Annotated in this window: 11 protein-coding genes; 6 read left to right on the top strand and 5 right to left on the bottom strand. The window is 62.9% G+C overall.

What is annotated here, in order from left to right:
* Positions 1–83: 83 nt before the first annotated feature.
* From OEZ71_RS14725 to OEZ71_RS14735, 3 genes are all read left to right on the top strand, one after another.
* Positions 84–755, top strand: a complete 672-nt coding sequence (locus OEZ71_RS14725; protein ID WP_263740751.1) for a GntR family transcriptional regulator — start codon at positions 84–86, stop codon at positions 753–755.
* Between the two features lie 137 nt (positions 756–892).
* The gene (locus OEZ71_RS14730; protein WP_263740752.1) at positions 893–2,293 is read left to right on the top strand and encodes an aspartate aminotransferase family protein; all 1,401 of its coding nucleotides are present in this window, start codon (positions 893–895) and stop codon (positions 2,291–2,293) included.
* A gap of 10 nt (positions 2,294–2,303) precedes the next feature.
* Positions 2,304–3,602 (top strand): NAD(P)/FAD-dependent oxidoreductase, encoded by a 1,299-nt coding sequence (locus OEZ71_RS14735; RefSeq protein ID WP_263740753.1) that lies wholly within the window; start codon positions 2,304–2,306, stop codon positions 3,600–3,602.
* Positions 3,603–3,693: 91 nt separating this feature from the next.
* Here the strand turns inward: OEZ71_RS14735 and OEZ71_RS14740 are convergent, their stop codons facing one another.
* Positions 3,694–5,034, bottom strand: coding sequence for an NAD(P)/FAD-dependent oxidoreductase (locus OEZ71_RS14740; protein ID WP_263740754.1), 1,341 nt, complete (start codon positions 5,032–5,034; stop codon positions 3,694–3,696).
* Between the two features lie 328 nt (positions 5,035–5,362).
* Between OEZ71_RS14740 and OEZ71_RS14745 the strand changes: the two genes are divergently transcribed.
* A complete protein-coding gene (locus OEZ71_RS14745) occupies positions 5,363–6,430 on the top strand; it encodes a YeeE/YedE family protein (protein ID WP_263740755.1) in 1,068 nt (355 codons plus the stop codon).
* Here OEZ71_RS14745 and OEZ71_RS14750 read toward each other — a convergent pair.
* The 4 genes from OEZ71_RS14750 to OEZ71_RS14765 form a co-directional block, all read right to left on the bottom strand.
* On the bottom strand, positions 6,378–7,655 hold the full coding sequence (locus OEZ71_RS14750; RefSeq protein ID WP_263740756.1) for a DUF3422 family protein: 1,278 nt from the start codon (positions 7,653–7,655) through the stop codon (positions 6,378–6,380). The genes OEZ71_RS14745 and OEZ71_RS14750 overlap by 53 nt on opposite strands.
* 176 nt (positions 7,656–7,831) lie before the next feature.
* Positions 7,832–9,265: an NAD(P)(+) transhydrogenase (Re/Si-specific) subunit beta gene (locus OEZ71_RS14755; RefSeq protein WP_263740757.1), complete on the bottom strand. Its 1,434-nt coding sequence runs from the start codon at positions 9,263–9,265 to the stop codon at positions 7,832–7,834.
* 13 nt (positions 9,266–9,278) lie between these two features.
* A complete protein-coding gene (locus OEZ71_RS14760; RefSeq protein WP_263740758.1) occupies positions 9,279–10,853 on the bottom strand; it encodes a Re/Si-specific NAD(P)(+) transhydrogenase subunit alpha in 1,575 nt (524 codons plus the stop codon).
* A gap of 112 nt (positions 10,854–10,965) precedes the next feature.
* Positions 10,966–11,406, bottom strand: a complete 441-nt coding sequence (locus OEZ71_RS14765; protein ID WP_263740759.1) for a methyltransferase family protein — start codon at positions 11,404–11,406, stop codon at positions 10,966–10,968.
* 200 nt (positions 11,407–11,606) lie between these two features.
* On the opposite strand from OEZ71_RS14765, the gene kynU reads away from it, so the two are divergent.
* Together kynU and kynA are read left to right on the top strand one after the other, a co-directional pair.
* Positions 11,607–12,803, top strand: coding sequence for a kynureninase (gene kynU / locus OEZ71_RS14770; RefSeq protein ID WP_263740760.1), 1,197 nt, complete (start codon positions 11,607–11,609; stop codon positions 12,801–12,803).
* 153 nt (positions 12,804–12,956) lie between these two features.
* Positions 12,957–13,793, top strand: coding sequence for a tryptophan 2,3-dioxygenase (gene kynA / locus OEZ71_RS14775; protein ID WP_263740761.1), 837 nt, complete (start codon positions 12,957–12,959; stop codon positions 13,791–13,793).
* The last annotated feature ends 83 nt before the right edge of the window (positions 13,794–13,876 follow it).

The following is a 13,876-nucleotide window of genomic DNA, read 5'->3' on the forward strand; positions in this document are numbered from 1 at the left end:
CTCAAATCAACATGGCATTTTCGTGATGCCTAAATTATTATGGCAGAAACGGAATTGTGCGCAGCCCCCTAGAAGGAGCACGGATGAAAAACCTTCGTGACGCCGACGAATCCCCCCGCAAGGTGCCGTCACATGAAGTGACCTATTGTCGGCTCCGCGACATGATTCTCTTTGGTCAGCTGACGCCCGGACAGCCCGTTACGATTCAGGGACTGACAGCAACGCTTGAGGCCGGAATGACCCCCGTGCGCGAGGCGATCCGCAAGCTGACGGCGGAAGGCGCGCTGGACCTTCAGGGCAATCGCCGGGTCTGCGTTCCGCAACTGACCGCATCGCAACTGGATGAACTGGCATTTGCGCGCCTGACCATCGAACCAAAGCTGGCCCATATGGCAGCCAAGAACCTTTCAGCTGGCGATATTTCCCAGCTGACCCGGATCGACGCCGATATCAACGAAGCGATCGCGACAGGCGATGTTCATCGCTATCTGATGAACAATTTCCGCTTTCATTTCACGCTTTATGAACATGCCGGGGCGCCGATCCTCCTGTCGCTGGCGCAGATGCTGTGGCTGCGCTTCGGCCCGTCGCTGCGTGTCGTCTGCGGCCGCTATGGAACCTCCAACCTTCCGGACCGTCATGACGAGGCACTGGCGGCGATGCGCGCTCACGACGCGGAAGCCGTTGCGACGGCCATCCGGGAGGACATCGAACAGGGAATCAGTCAGATCAATCTCTCCCTGACATCGCAGTAAATTTGATCAAATCCAGTTGACATTCGGCGTTTTGATCATATCCTGAGCGCCAAGGACAGCAGGAATGCGACGGACTATTCGGCGCTTCCTTTGCTGCAACACCCCGCCCAACAGGCCCAGATATCATAGGTTATGCGATGACCCAGATTACCAATCATCTGCCGACAAAAGAGCTTCAGGCCCTCGATGCGGCCCATCACATGCACCCGTTCACCGAGGACGCCGCGCTTGCCAAGAAAGGCGCGCGAATCATCACCCGCGGCAAGGGCGTCTACCTGACGGACAGCGAGGGGCATGAGATTCTGGACGGCATGGCCGGCCTCTGGTGCGTCAATCTCGGCTATGGCCGCAAGGATCTGGCCGAGGTTGCCGCGCGGCAGATGGAGGAGCTTTGCTATTACAACACCTTCTTCCAGACGTCGCACGTTCCCGCCATCGCGCTCGCTGCAAAGATCGCGGAACTGGCGCCGGGCGATCTGAACCACGTCTTCTACGCAGGCTCCGGTTCCGAGGCGAATGACACCAACATCCGCCTCGTCCGCCGCTACTGGGAAGTGAAGGGCAAGCCCGAGAAGAACATCATCATCGCGCGCAAGAACGGCTATCACGGCTCCACCATGGGCGGCGGATCGCTGGGCGGCATGGCGGGCATTCACGCCCAGGGCGGGCTGCCGATCCCGAACATCACCCATATCGGTCAGCCGCACTGGTACGAAGAAGGTGGCGACATGACGCCCGAGGAGTTCGGGTTGATCCGTGCGCGCGAGCTTGAGGACAAGATCAACGAGTTGGGCGTCGACCGGGTCGCGGCCTTCATCGGCGAACCGGTTCAGGGCGCTGGTGGTGTCGTCATCCCGCCGTCGACCTACTGGCCCGAGATCCAGCGCATCTGCGACAAGTACGGTATCCTCCTGATCGCCGACGAAGTCATCACCGGCTTCGGCCGCACCGGCAACTGGTTCGGGTCGGACACGCTCGGCATCAAGCCGCATATCATGACCATCGCCAAAGGCCTGTCGTCGGGTTACGCGCCCATCGGCGGCTCGATCATCTGCGACGAGGTCTACAACACCGTCGCTAATTCCGGCGAGGACTTCAACCACGGCTACACCTATTGCGGCCATCCGGTCGCCGCCGCCGTGGCATTGCGCAATCTGGAGATCATGGAAGAGGAAAACATCCTCGACCATGTTCGCAACGTCGCCCACCCCTATCTGGCCAAGAAATGGTCCGCGCTGGCAGATCACCCGCTGGTCGGCGAGGCGCGCCTGATCGGCCTCATGGGCACCATCGCGCTCACGCCCGACAAGGCAACGCGCGCCGCCTTTGCGTCCGAGACCGGCACCATCGGCTATCGCTGCCGCGAACGCTGCTTTGCCAACAACCTCGTGATGCGCCATGTCGGCGACCGCATGATCATCTCGCCGCCCCTCGTCATCAAGCCCGAGGAGATTGACGTCTTCATCGAACGCGCGACGAAATCGCTCGATGAAACCTATGCCGAAATCAAGGCGGACGGCCTGCTGAAGGCGGCCTGAGCGGGGCCTCATGGACATCCTCTACGCGAATGACAGGGCCGGGGAATACCCCCGGTCCTGGTATGCAGACACTGCCGAGGCGCCGGGCCCCTATCCGGAAGCAGCGGGCGATCTGTCCTGCGATGTCTGCGTCGTCGGCGCGGGCTTCACGGGACTTTCAGCGGCGCTTCACCTCGCGTTGCGCGGCTTCGACGTGACCCTTCTCGACGCGCACCGCGTCGGCTGGGGCGCGTCGGGCCGCAATGGCGGTCAGGTGGGCACCGGTCAAAGGCTCGATCAGGAAGATCTGGAAAAGATGGTCGGCCTCGACCATGCCCGCGCACTCTGGGATCTGGCGCAGGAATCAGTCGCGCTGACGAAATCCCTTGCTGCCGAGCATTCGCCCGAAGCCGCTTTCGCGCCGGGCATCATCCATGCCTGCCACCGGGCGCGTTACGTCCCCCATTCCCGCGACTACGCAGAGAAAATGGCACGGGACTACAACTACGACCTGATCCGCCCGCTCGACCGCGATGAGATGCGGGCGATGGTCGGATCGACAGCCTATCACGGCGGCGATATCGACATGGGCGGTGGGCACCTGCACCCGCTGCGCTACGCCTTTGGCCTCGCCCGCGCGGCCCATTCCAAGGGCGTGCGCATCTTCGAACGCTCAAAGGTCACTGGGATTGCCGAGGGCACTCCCGCTACCATCACGACAGATAAGGCGAAGATCACGGCACGGCATGTCGTCCTCGCCTGCAACGGCTATCTCGGCCACCTGAACAGCCGCGTGGCCACCCGAGTGATGCCGATCAACAACTTCATCGTCGCGACCGAACCGATGACGGCTGATCAGCAGGAAAGCCTGATCAAGGGCAACCATGCAGTGGCCGACACCAAGTTCGTGATCAACTATTTCCGCTTCTCGGAAGATCACCGCCTTCTCTTCGGCGGTGCGGAAAGCTACGGCTACCGCTTCCCCGATATCGCGAAGCTTGTGCGCAAGCCGATGCTGGAGATTTATCCCCAGCTTCGCGACATCAAGGTCACCCATGCCTGGGGCGGCACACTTGGTATCACATTGAACCGGATGCCGCATTTCGAACGGCTCACGGGCAATATCCTCTCAGCCTCCGGCTATTCCGGCCACGGCGTCGCCATGGCGACGCTCGGCGGCAAACTTGCGGCCGAGGCCATCGCCGGTCAGGCGGAACGCTTCGACCTGATGGCGCAGGTCCCGACCCGGGCCTTTCCAGGAGGCGTGACCTTCCGCTGGCCGCTTCTGGTCCTCGGCATGGTCTGGTTTTCGCTCCGCGACAAGCTCTGACCCCCTTGGCGCTTCTTCTTGGCTGAAATACTCCCGCCGGAGGCATCCGCCCGAGCGGGGGCTCAATGCCCCCCGAGGGCGGCCCCCGCTGTCAGAGCGACGGGCCGAGCACGATCTTCGATCCATCCGAAAACCGCCCGAAGCGGAATCGCGACAGGTCATGACCCGGCGCGCGGCCCTCGACCAGATCGGCCACCACGCGCCCCACACCCGGCCCGATGCCGAAACCATGGGCCGACATGCCCGTCGCCATGGTCAGACCTGGCAGGGCCGCCACATGGTCGATCACGGGCACCACATCGGGCATCGTATCGATCATCCCGGCCCATGCCTGGGCGATCCCGGGCCGACCGACCGCGGGGAAGGCCGCCGCGAACCGGTCGCGTAGCCGCTCCACCATGGTCATGTTCGGGTCGGGGCTGAGGATGCGCATCCGCTCGAACGGGCTTTCATCATCCTCGCCCCAGAACCGCTTTGTGCCCCATGCATCGGGATAACCTCCCGGCGCGGCGGGCAGAAAACGTGTGCCGGAAATGTCGGCGCGAATTTGCGTCCAGTAGGCGCCGAGATGCCGGAATGCATCGGGGCCGATGAAAAACTCATGAAAATGCCCGCCCGCAAGCGTATAGCCGCCATCCGCGCGTCGCCGTATCGCGAAATGGCTATCGGCCACGGCGCCGGACCATATCTCCGGCATCGGTTCGGTCGCCGTCACCGTTGCCCGGACTGAAAGCTGCGGCAGGTTCACCCCGTGCCGCCTCGCCAGCAGCGACGACCATGCCCCACCGGCCAGCACCACCCGGTCGGCGCGGATGCGGCCCGACTCGGTCACAACACCGCTGACCCGCCCTGCAGAGACATCCAGCGCCCGGACCGCACAATTCTCAACGACGCTGACGCCCTTCGTTGCCAGCGCATCGGCAAGGCGCGTCACCGCAATCCATGGCTCGGCGCGGGCATCCGAGGCCGTCCATAACCCACCGATCCATCCGGCAGCATTGGGCAGCATCGCCTGAAGTTCCGCCTGCCCCAGAAGCTTTGTATCGAGCCCATGTGCTCGCGCATGGCCCATCCACGCCTCATACCCCGCCATGGCCTTCGCGGTATTGGCGGCGTAGAGTACGCCTGTCTGGCGAAAGCCGAGATCGGCGCCGACCTCCTCCGCCAAACCCTTCCAGATCGACATGGCTTCGATCATGACCGGCAATTCCGCCGGATCGCGCCCCTGCTTGCGGACCCAGCCCCAGTTGCGGCTCGATTGCTCCCCGGCGATCCGTCCCTTTTCGCAAAGGACAACCTTCACGCCGCGTTTGGCAAGGAACCATGCCGTCATGACCCCGATAACACCACCGCCGACCACGACGACATCGGCCGCGCTGGGTGGCGGCCCGGGGAACCGCACCGGGCTTGAAACATCAATCGGGAAAGGCATCGGGGGGCTCCGGGAAGGACGATCCGGGCGACCGTGGCGCGGGCCATTGCTGCGGTCAAGAGCCTCGATTCGACCTGCAATCCGGCCTTTGGCCTCTGTGTCTCACCCAGCACGTTCGGCGTCCTGAAATAAGGACAATATTCCACACTGCAGGGTGGCAGAGACGACGCCATTCCTACAATACGCGGGACCAGGAACATCCAGACCGATCAAGTGGCATTGCAGATATTTTTTCCCGTATCTTCGCGGAACGCAAACAAATGTTCTCTTTGAACCGCTCAAATCCCCCGCTATCTGGAAACAAATTCCGATATCCGGAGATGTAGAGATGTTCGAGACGCTTGGATTCGAGACACTGGGCCCGCGTGAGGTCTCTGTCTTCTTCGGCCTTGCCGTGGGTGCCCTGTTCGGCGCGCTGGCCGAGGCGACACGGTTCTGTCTGCGCCGTGGTCTGGTGGGTGAGGCAACCGAGCGGCGTTCGGCCCTTGGCGTCTGGCTGATGGCACTGGCCGTGGCCGTGGTCGCTACACAATCCGCCGTCAATGCCGGATGGATCGGCTTTGGCGAGCATCGTTTCATGGCAGGTGATCTGCCTGTCCTCGCCATCATCGCAGGCGGGCTGATCTTCGGCGCGGGCATGGTCCTGACACGCGGCTGTGCCTCGCGGTTGACGGTACTTGCGGGCACCGGCAATCTGCGCGCGCTGACGGTCCTCGCGGTCTTTGCCATCGCCGCCCATGCGACGCTGAAGGGCGTCCTCGCCCCCCTGCGCACGGCACTTGGCAGCTACACCGTCGCGCTTGGTGATACAGTATCGCTAGCCGCCCTGCCCGGCGGCGCGCTTCTCTCGACCGCGATCATCGCGGCGGCGGCGCTGGCCTATGCGCTGCGGTCCGGCAATCGTCCGACGGTGCTTCTTGGCGCCGCCCTGATTGGCGCACTGGTGCCCGCCGCATGGATCGGCACCGGCTTCGTCCTTTATGACGAGTTCGACCCGATCACGCTCGAAAGCCTCTCCTTCACCTCTCCCGCCGCCGAAACGCTCTTCTGGACCGTGGCCTCCAGTTCCATCCCGGCGGGGTTCGGTACCGGCCTGATCGGTGGTGTCATTGCGGGCGCGGCGGTGCTGTCACTGATCGCGGGCCGCTTCCGCTGGCACAGCTTCACATCCCCGCGTGAAACCGGGCGCTATCTGGCCGGCGCGGTCTTGATGGGTATCGGCGGCGTGCTGGCAGGCGGCTGCACCGTCGGCGCGGGGCTCGCGGGTATTCCGACCCTGTCCGTCGCTGCGATCCTCGCCCTGCTGGCCATCGTCGCAGGCGCGCGGATCACCGACCGGGCGCTCAGTGCATCCCCTTCCGGATCCGCCGGATCGATAGCCACACCAGCAGAATGACGGCAGGCGTCAGAAGCGCCGTCATCAGCCCCTTGGACATCCCGAGGGGCTCCATCACCGGATAGGCGGCATAGGCGGCAAGGTTGACCGCGTAATAGCTGATTGCCACAACCGAGAGCCCTTCGACCGTATGCTGTAGCCGCAGCGCAAGATCGGCACGCCGGTCCATGCTTTCCAGAAGCTTCTGGTTCTGGGCCGAGCGTTCGACATCGACGCGGGTCTGCAACAGCTCCCCTGCCCGTTCCGCCCGCTCGGCCATCTGCTCCAGTCGCCTTTCGGCCGACTTGACCGTGCGCATCGCCGGATCGTAGCGGCGCATCATGAACTCGGCGAAGGTCTGACGGCCGTTGAACCGGGTTTCCCGCAAAACCTCGACCCGCTGGTTCACCAGCGCCTCATAGGCTCCGGCGGCACCGAAGCGGAAGGCGTGGCGCACGGCCTGCGCCTCAAGGGCTGCCGAGATTTCAAGCAGTTCATGCAGCGTGTCCTCGGCATCGCGGCCTTTGTCGGACATCGTTGCCACGAGGTCGGACAATTTCGGGTCCAGCGCATTCAGGTGCTTGTTCAGTTCCCGCGCCCGACCAAGGCCCAGCATCGACATCGCGCGATAGGTCTCGATCTCGCAAAGCCGCTGCACGATACGGCCGATACGGCGGGCACCGGTTCCGGGGCGGGCAAAGATCGCGAAGCGCATCTGGCCCGCCGGGTCGATCTGGAAGTCGCCCGCAATGATCGCGGTTTCATCGAGCACCCAGGAACAGGCCATGCTTTCCGGCACGAACCACTCCTCCAGCCGCGACTTCACCGCGACGAGGTTTTCGGGCAGCGGCTCCACCCGGATCAGGATCGCGGCGATGCGTTTTCCCGGCGCGCTGGCCATCCAGTCGGCGGGAAAAACCTCAGCCTCGGCCGGGTTGAAGGCCCGCTCGCCCACGCCCTTGCCAAAGGCAGAGTAAGTCACGAATTCGGTATGGCTTTCCCATTTCAGATCGTGCCGCCCGATCCGCGCGGCATGATGGGTCGCACCTTCGGGCGGATGCGCCGCCCCATGCCGATCCAGAAGTCCCAGAAGATGCGCGCGATCCTCGGCCCGGTCGCGGTTATGGGCATCGACCGGCTGCTTCACCGCGAAATAGACCACATGGCAGGGCAGGTCGAGCGACGGGAAGGGCCGCGCGTGTAATTCGTTCACAAGCGCATAGCGCTGGGGATGGTCGTCAATCATGGGTTAATACCGGTTGGATTTGGCGCGACATTAGCCAGTTTCGCGAGGTGAAGCAGAGACTTCGACGCGAAAGGCAAGGCACACCAGCGTATACTTGTTTTTCTGCAACGCCGCCCCAAGCAAAACGCCCCGCCAGCAGGCGGGGCGCTTCATTTACAGGCGTTTCGCAAACGAAATCAGTCGAGCATCGGCAGAAGGCTGTCCACCGATGCCTTGGCATCGCCGTAGAACATCCGCGTATTGTCCTTGTAAAAGAGCGGGTTCTCGATCCCGGAATAGCCGGTCCCCTGCCCGCGCTTCGACACGAAGACCTGTTTCGCCTTCCAGACCTCCAGCACCGGCATCCCGGCGATGGGGCTGTTGGGGTCTTCCTGTGCGGCCGGATTGACGATGTCGTTCGAGCCGATGACGATGGCGACATCGGTCGAGGGGAAATCGTCGTTGATCTCGTCCATCTCCAGCACGATGTCATAGGGCACCTTGGCCTCGGCCAGAAGCACGTTCATATGGCCCGGCAGGCGGCCCGCAACGGGGTGGATGCCAAAGCGCACCTCTTTGCCCTTGGCGCGCAGCTTGCGCGTCAGTTCCGCGACCGATTGCTGCGCCTGCGCCACCGCCATGCCGTAGCCCGGCACGATGATCACGCTGTCGGCGTCGTTCAGCGCAGCGGCCACGCCATCCGCGTCGATGGCAATCTGTTCGCCCGCGATCTCCATCGCCGGACCGGCCGTGTTGCCAAAGCCGCCAAGGATGACGCTGATGAAGGACCGGTTCATCGCCTTGCACATGATGTAGCTCAGGATCGCACCCGACGAACCGACAAGCGCGCCGGTGACGATCAGGAGGTCATTGCCAAGCGAGAAGCCAATCGCGGCCGCGGCCCAGCCCGAATAGCTGTTCAGCATTGACACGACGACGGGCATGTCTGCGCCCCCGATCCCCATGATCAGATGATAGCCGATAAAGAGGGCGGCCAAAGTCATCAGGAAGAGCGGGAAGAAACCGCCCGTGTTGAAGTACCAGATGAGGCACAGGACCGAGAGCGCGGCGGCACCCGCGTTCAGCATATGCCCGCCCGGCAGCTTTTCCGCCTTCGACGTCACCTTGCCGGCAAGCTTGCCGAAGGCGATGACCGAACCGGTGAAAGTAACGGCACCGATAAAGATGCCGAGGAAAAGCTCGACCCTGAGGATCGACTGTTCGACGCCCGTCTTGTGAGCGAGAACCGCGGCGAAACCTTCCAGCCCGTGACGCGCCTCTTCGCTCATCGCCAGCACGTTGCCCAATTCGAAATGGGCGTTGAAGCCGACAAAAACCGCTGCCAGACCGACCAGCGAATGCATCGCGGCGACAAGCTGCGGCATCTCGGTCATCTGGACCTTATTGGCAACATAGGTGCCGATGACGCCGCCACCGGCGATCAGAAGAAGCGACAGGAACCAGAGGCCAGAGCCCGGCCCGATGAGTGTCGCGGCAACCGCCAGCGCCATGCCGACGATGCCGTACCAGACCGCCCGCTTGGCGCTTTCCTGACCGGACAAGCCACCAAGCGAAAGGATGAAGAGAACCGCCGCAACGACATAGGCGGCCGTGGTGAAACCGAATTCCATCTGAGCGGCCCCCTTACGATTTCTGGAACATGGCGAGCATGCGCCGGGTGACAAGGAAACCGCCGAAGATGTTGATTCCGGCCATGAAGATCGAAAGTGCTGCAAGCAGGATCACGAGGAACGACCCCGAGCCTATCTGCATCAGGGCACCCAGAATGATGATCGACGAGATTGCGTTGGTAACCGCCATCAGGGGCGTGTGCAGCGAGTGGCTGACATTCCAGATCACCTGGAAGCCGACAAAGACCGAGAGCACGAAGACGATGAAGTGCTGCATGAAGCTTGCAGGGGCCACGAGGCCGACGCCCAGCAGAAGCGCCGCACCAACGGCCAGCAATGTCACCTGGCTGCGGGTCTGCGCCTTGAAGGCCGTCACTTCCTGCGCCCGCTTCTCCTCGACCGTCAGTTCCTTTGCTTTTTCCTTCGGCTTCTGCGCCGCTATGGCCGCGATCTTCGGCGGCGGCGGTGGGAAGGTGATCTCACCGCCATGGGTCACCGTCGCGCCGCGGATCACGTCGTCTTCCATGTTGTGGTTGACGACGCCGTCCTTGCCGGGCGTCAGGTCGAACATCATGTGGCGGATATTGTTGGCGTAAAGCGTCGAGGACTGCGCCGCCATGCGGCTCGGGAAATCGGTGTAACCGACGATGGTCACGCCATTGTCCGTGACGACCTTCTGATCCGCCTTGGTCAGTTCGCAGTTGCCGCCACGTTCGGCGGCAAGGTCGACGATGACCGAACCGGGTTTCATCGCCTCGACCATGTCCTTGGTCCAGAGAACAGGCGCATCGCGGCCGGGGATCAGGGCCGTGGTAATCACGATGTCCATCTCGGGCGCAAGCTCGCGGAACTTCTTCAGCTGTGCCTCGCGGAACTCAGGGGAGGACGGGGCTGCATAACCGCCCGTCGCCGCACCGTCCGTCTGCTTCTCCTCGAAATCGAGATAGACAAATTCAGCGCCCATCGATTCGATCTGCTCGGCCACTTCGGGCCGCACGTCGAAGGCGTAAGTGATGGCACCAAGCGAGGTCGACGTGCCGATGGCGGCCAACCCGGCGACACCCGCGCCGACGATCAGAACCTTCGCAGGCGGCACCTTGCCAGCCGCCGTCACCTGACCGGTGAAGAAGCGGCCGAAATTGTTGCCCGCCTCGATGACGGCACGATAACCGGCGATATTGGCCATCGACGACAGCGCGTCCATTTTCTGCGCGCGGCTGATGCGCGGCACCATATCCATGGCGACGACGGTCGCGCCCTGCTTGTTGGCAAGCTCAAGAAGTTTTTCGTTCTGAGCGGGATAGAAGAAGGAAATCAGTGTCTGACCCTTCGACAGCCGCTTGGTCTCAGCCTCGCTCGGCGGCCGCACTTTGGCGACGATGTCGACCTCTTTGAAAAGCGCCGTCGCCGTCTTCACCACGGTCACACCGGCAGCCTCATAGGCCTTGTCGGAAAACCCGGCGGCAGCGCCCGCGCCCGCCTCGACGAAGCATTGGTGGCCAAGCTTCTGCAGATGCCCTGCAGAGTCCGGCGTCAGCGCAACCCGCGCCTCGCCCTCGAATATTTCCTTCGGTACCCCGATCTTCACTATTCTGTCCCTCTCAGCCCTGGCCTGCCCCTGCCGGACCCGGCCCGTTTCCTCGCTCGCGCAAGATTATTACCCTTTTATGCCGCGCTGCGGCAAGAAGGTTTTCCGCCGCTCACAACCAACGTCGCGTCTTGGCCCTGTAGGCGTCGTATTCTTCGCCAAAAAGCTCGCTCAGGCGGGCTTCCTCATCCAGTATGAACCGGCTCTGGATCACATAAATGAAGACTGCGATCATCGGCAGCGCGATCAGCGCGTCCCAGGCGACGTAAAGCCCGATCAGCAGAATCACATCCGCCAGATAGATCGGATTGCGGCTCAGGCGGAACACACCGCCAGTGACCATCGCATCGGGATTTCTACGTGGAATGACCGTGGTCCGTGCGACCATCATCTGAAGGGCAGCGATGACCATCAGAACGAGCCCCAACAGGATCAAGATCGAGCCCACAACATCGTTGAGCGCAAGATGAACCGGAAACGCGCGTCCGAACAGCCCACCGATTGCGGCAAAGCCGGCCAGCCAGACCGGCGGGAAGTCAACGTCCTTGGCCATTGAGTGGCGTCCATATCCCCGAAAACACGGGGACCCTATGATCGCGTTGCGATACAGGCAAGACCACAGGCATCAGAATGACGTTTCACCGGCCCGGTTTCCACAATCCGTGTCGGACGATCAACAAATCACTGGTGAACTCACCTTAAATATTTTAAACATAAAATAATTCGCGGCCGCCGGTCAGGACGGAGATTACGATGGGAACCGACTTCACCGCCACCCGGGCGATGTTTCGCATGCAGGAAGGCGTGATCTATCTCGACGGCAACTCGCTCGGCCCGACACCTGCTGCCGTGGCCGAAAAAGTCCGGGCCTGCATCACGAATGAATGGGGCGAAATGCTGATCACCGCCTGGAACCGGGCGGGCTGGATGGACAAGCCGCGCGCACTCGGCGACCGTATCGGCCGGTTGATCGGGGCAGAGCGCGGGACGGTTGTTCTTGGCGATACGCTGTCGATCAAAGTCTATCAGGCGCTCGCCGCCGCACTGGAACTCCGGCCTGATCGCAAGGTTGTCCTCTCGGATACCGGCAATTTCCCCACCGACCTTTACATGGCCGAGGGGCTGATCCGATCCCTTGGCGGGGGCCACGAACTCCGCACGGTCGCGCCTGAGGAGGTGGAAGCCGCGATTAACCAAGACATCGCTGTCCTTATGCTGACCGAGGTGGACTACCGCACCGGGCGCAAGCACGAAATGAAACACCTGATCGAAATGGCCCATGCGGCGGGCGCCCTCGTCGTCTGGGATCTGGCCCATTCCGCCGGGGCTATCGAGGTCGATCTCTCGGGTGCGGGCGCGGACTTTGCGGTCGGCTGCACCTACAAGTACCTCAATTCCGGGCCGGGCGGCCCGGCTTTCATCTACGTCGCCCCCCGCCTTGCTGACCGGGTGAACCCAGCTTTGTCAGGCTGGATGGGGCATGAAGCCCCTTTCGCCTTTGACCTCGGCTATCGCCCTGGCGAAGGGATCGAACGCATGCGGGTCGGCACGCCCCCGATCCTCCAGATGGCGGCACTCGAAGCCTCGATGGATATCTGGGACCGGGTCGACATGGCCGATATCCGCGCCCGGTCGATCGAACTGACCGAAGCCTTTGTCGAAGCCGTCGAGGCGGCCTGCCCCACACTTACGCTCGCCTCACCGCGCGACCCTGAAGCCCGCGGCAGCCAGATCAGTTTCCGCCATCCTGAGGGCTATGCAATCATGCAGGCCCTGATCGCGCGCGGCGTGATCGGCGATTTCCGCGCGCCCGACATCCTGCGCTTCGGCTTCACGCCGCTTTACACTACGATGGAGGACGTGAGCCACGCCGCCGCCATCCTGGGCGAAATTATGCGGGACAATCTGTGGGACCGGGCAGAATTCAAGACGCGGGCCAAGGTCACGTGAACCAGTCCCAGCGCCCCATACCTCCACTCGCCCTGCCCGGCGCCTGGGCCGGGTTCTGGCGCACTTTCGGCCTTCATTCCGTCACGACGTCGGAATTTCTGTAGGACCGATGCCCGACGGGGCCGTTTCCCAAAGATTTTCCCGGAGACCGACATGACCCAATCCTACGATCCCGGCACCGAAGGCGCGAAGATGTCCTTCGACGATGCCATGTCCTATGGCGACTACCTGTCGCTCGATACGATCCTGTCCGCACAGCATCCGAAATCGGACGCCCATGACGAGATGCTATTCATCATCCAGCACCAGACCTCCGAGCTTTGGATGCGGCTGATGCTGCACGAACTGGACGCTGCCCGCCGATCGATCGCGGCCGACGCGCTGCAACCTGCGTTCAAGATGCTCGCCCGGGTTGCCCGGATCATGGAACAGCTCAATTCCGCATGGGATGTGCTGCGCACAATGACACCGTCGGACTACACCCGGTTCCGTGCCGCCCTTGGCGCCTCGTCGGGTTTCCAGTCCTGGCAATATCGGCTGATCGAGTTTGCCGCTGGAAACCGCAATGCGGCTATGCTGAAACCCCATGCACACCGGTCCGATATCACCGCCCTGCTCGTTGCCGAACTGGCCCGCCCGTCCCTTTACGACGAGGCATTGCGGGCGGCCCATCGCGCGGGCCTGTCCGTGCCGGACGAGGTCCTGAACCGCGACGTCGGTGCGCCCTGGACCCCGCATGACGGTGTCGAAGCCGCATGGCGCCAGGTCTATGCCGATCCCGAAACCTACTGGACGCTCTACGATCTCGCCGAAAAGCTGGTTGATTTTGAAGACTATTTCCGCCGCTGGCGGTTCAACCATGTCACAACCGTCGAGCGTGTGATCGGCCTGAAGCGCGGTACAGGCGGCACCGGCGGCGTGCCCTATCTGCGGCGCATGCTGGAAGTGGAGCTCTTCCCCGAACTCTGGCGGCTCCGCACCGCGCTGTAACCCACGGCTGACCCGGCCTCGCATGCTCTCCGCGGCAGGACAGATGCCATCTGAGGCCGGGCATTGCTTCTCCGCCGCGAAAG

Source organism: Albidovulum litorale, from assembly GCF_025751495.1.
GTDB classification, from domain to species: Bacteria; Pseudomonadota; Alphaproteobacteria; order Rhodobacterales; family Rhodobacteraceae; genus Albidovulum; species Albidovulum litorale.

Coding starts and splice junctions, on each gene's coding strand:
- OEZ71_RS14765 (WP_263740759.1), bottom strand. CDS start 11,406: ATGGCCAAGGACGTTGACTTCCCGCCGGTCTGGCTGGCCGGCTTTGCC.
- OEZ71_RS14725 (WP_263740751.1), top strand. CDS start 84: ATGAAAAACCTTCGTGACGCCGACGAATCCCCCCGCAAGGTGCCGTCA.
- OEZ71_RS14730 (WP_263740752.1), top strand. CDS start 893: ATGACCCAGATTACCAATCATCTGCCGACAAAAGAGCTTCAGGCCCTC.
- kynU (WP_263740760.1), top strand. CDS start 11,607: ATGGGAACCGACTTCACCGCCACCCGGGCGATGTTTCGCATGCAGGAA.
- OEZ71_RS14740 (WP_263740754.1), bottom strand. CDS start 5,034: ATGCCTTTCCCGATTGATGTTTCAAGCCCGGTGCGGTTCCCCGGGCCG.
- OEZ71_RS14755 (WP_263740757.1), bottom strand. CDS start 9,265: ATGGAATTCGGTTTCACCACGGCCGCCTATGTCGTTGCGGCGGTTCTC.
- kynA (WP_263740761.1), top strand. CDS start 12,957: ATGACCCAATCCTACGATCCCGGCACCGAAGGCGCGAAGATGTCCTTC.
- OEZ71_RS14750 (WP_263740756.1), bottom strand. CDS start 7,655: ATGATTGACGACCATCCCCAGCGCTATGCGCTTGTGAACGAATTACAC.
- OEZ71_RS14745 (WP_263740755.1), top strand. CDS start 5,363: ATGTTCGAGACGCTTGGATTCGAGACACTGGGCCCGCGTGAGGTCTCT.
- OEZ71_RS14735 (WP_263740753.1), top strand. CDS start 2,304: ATGGACATCCTCTACGCGAATGACAGGGCCGGGGAATACCCCCGGTCC.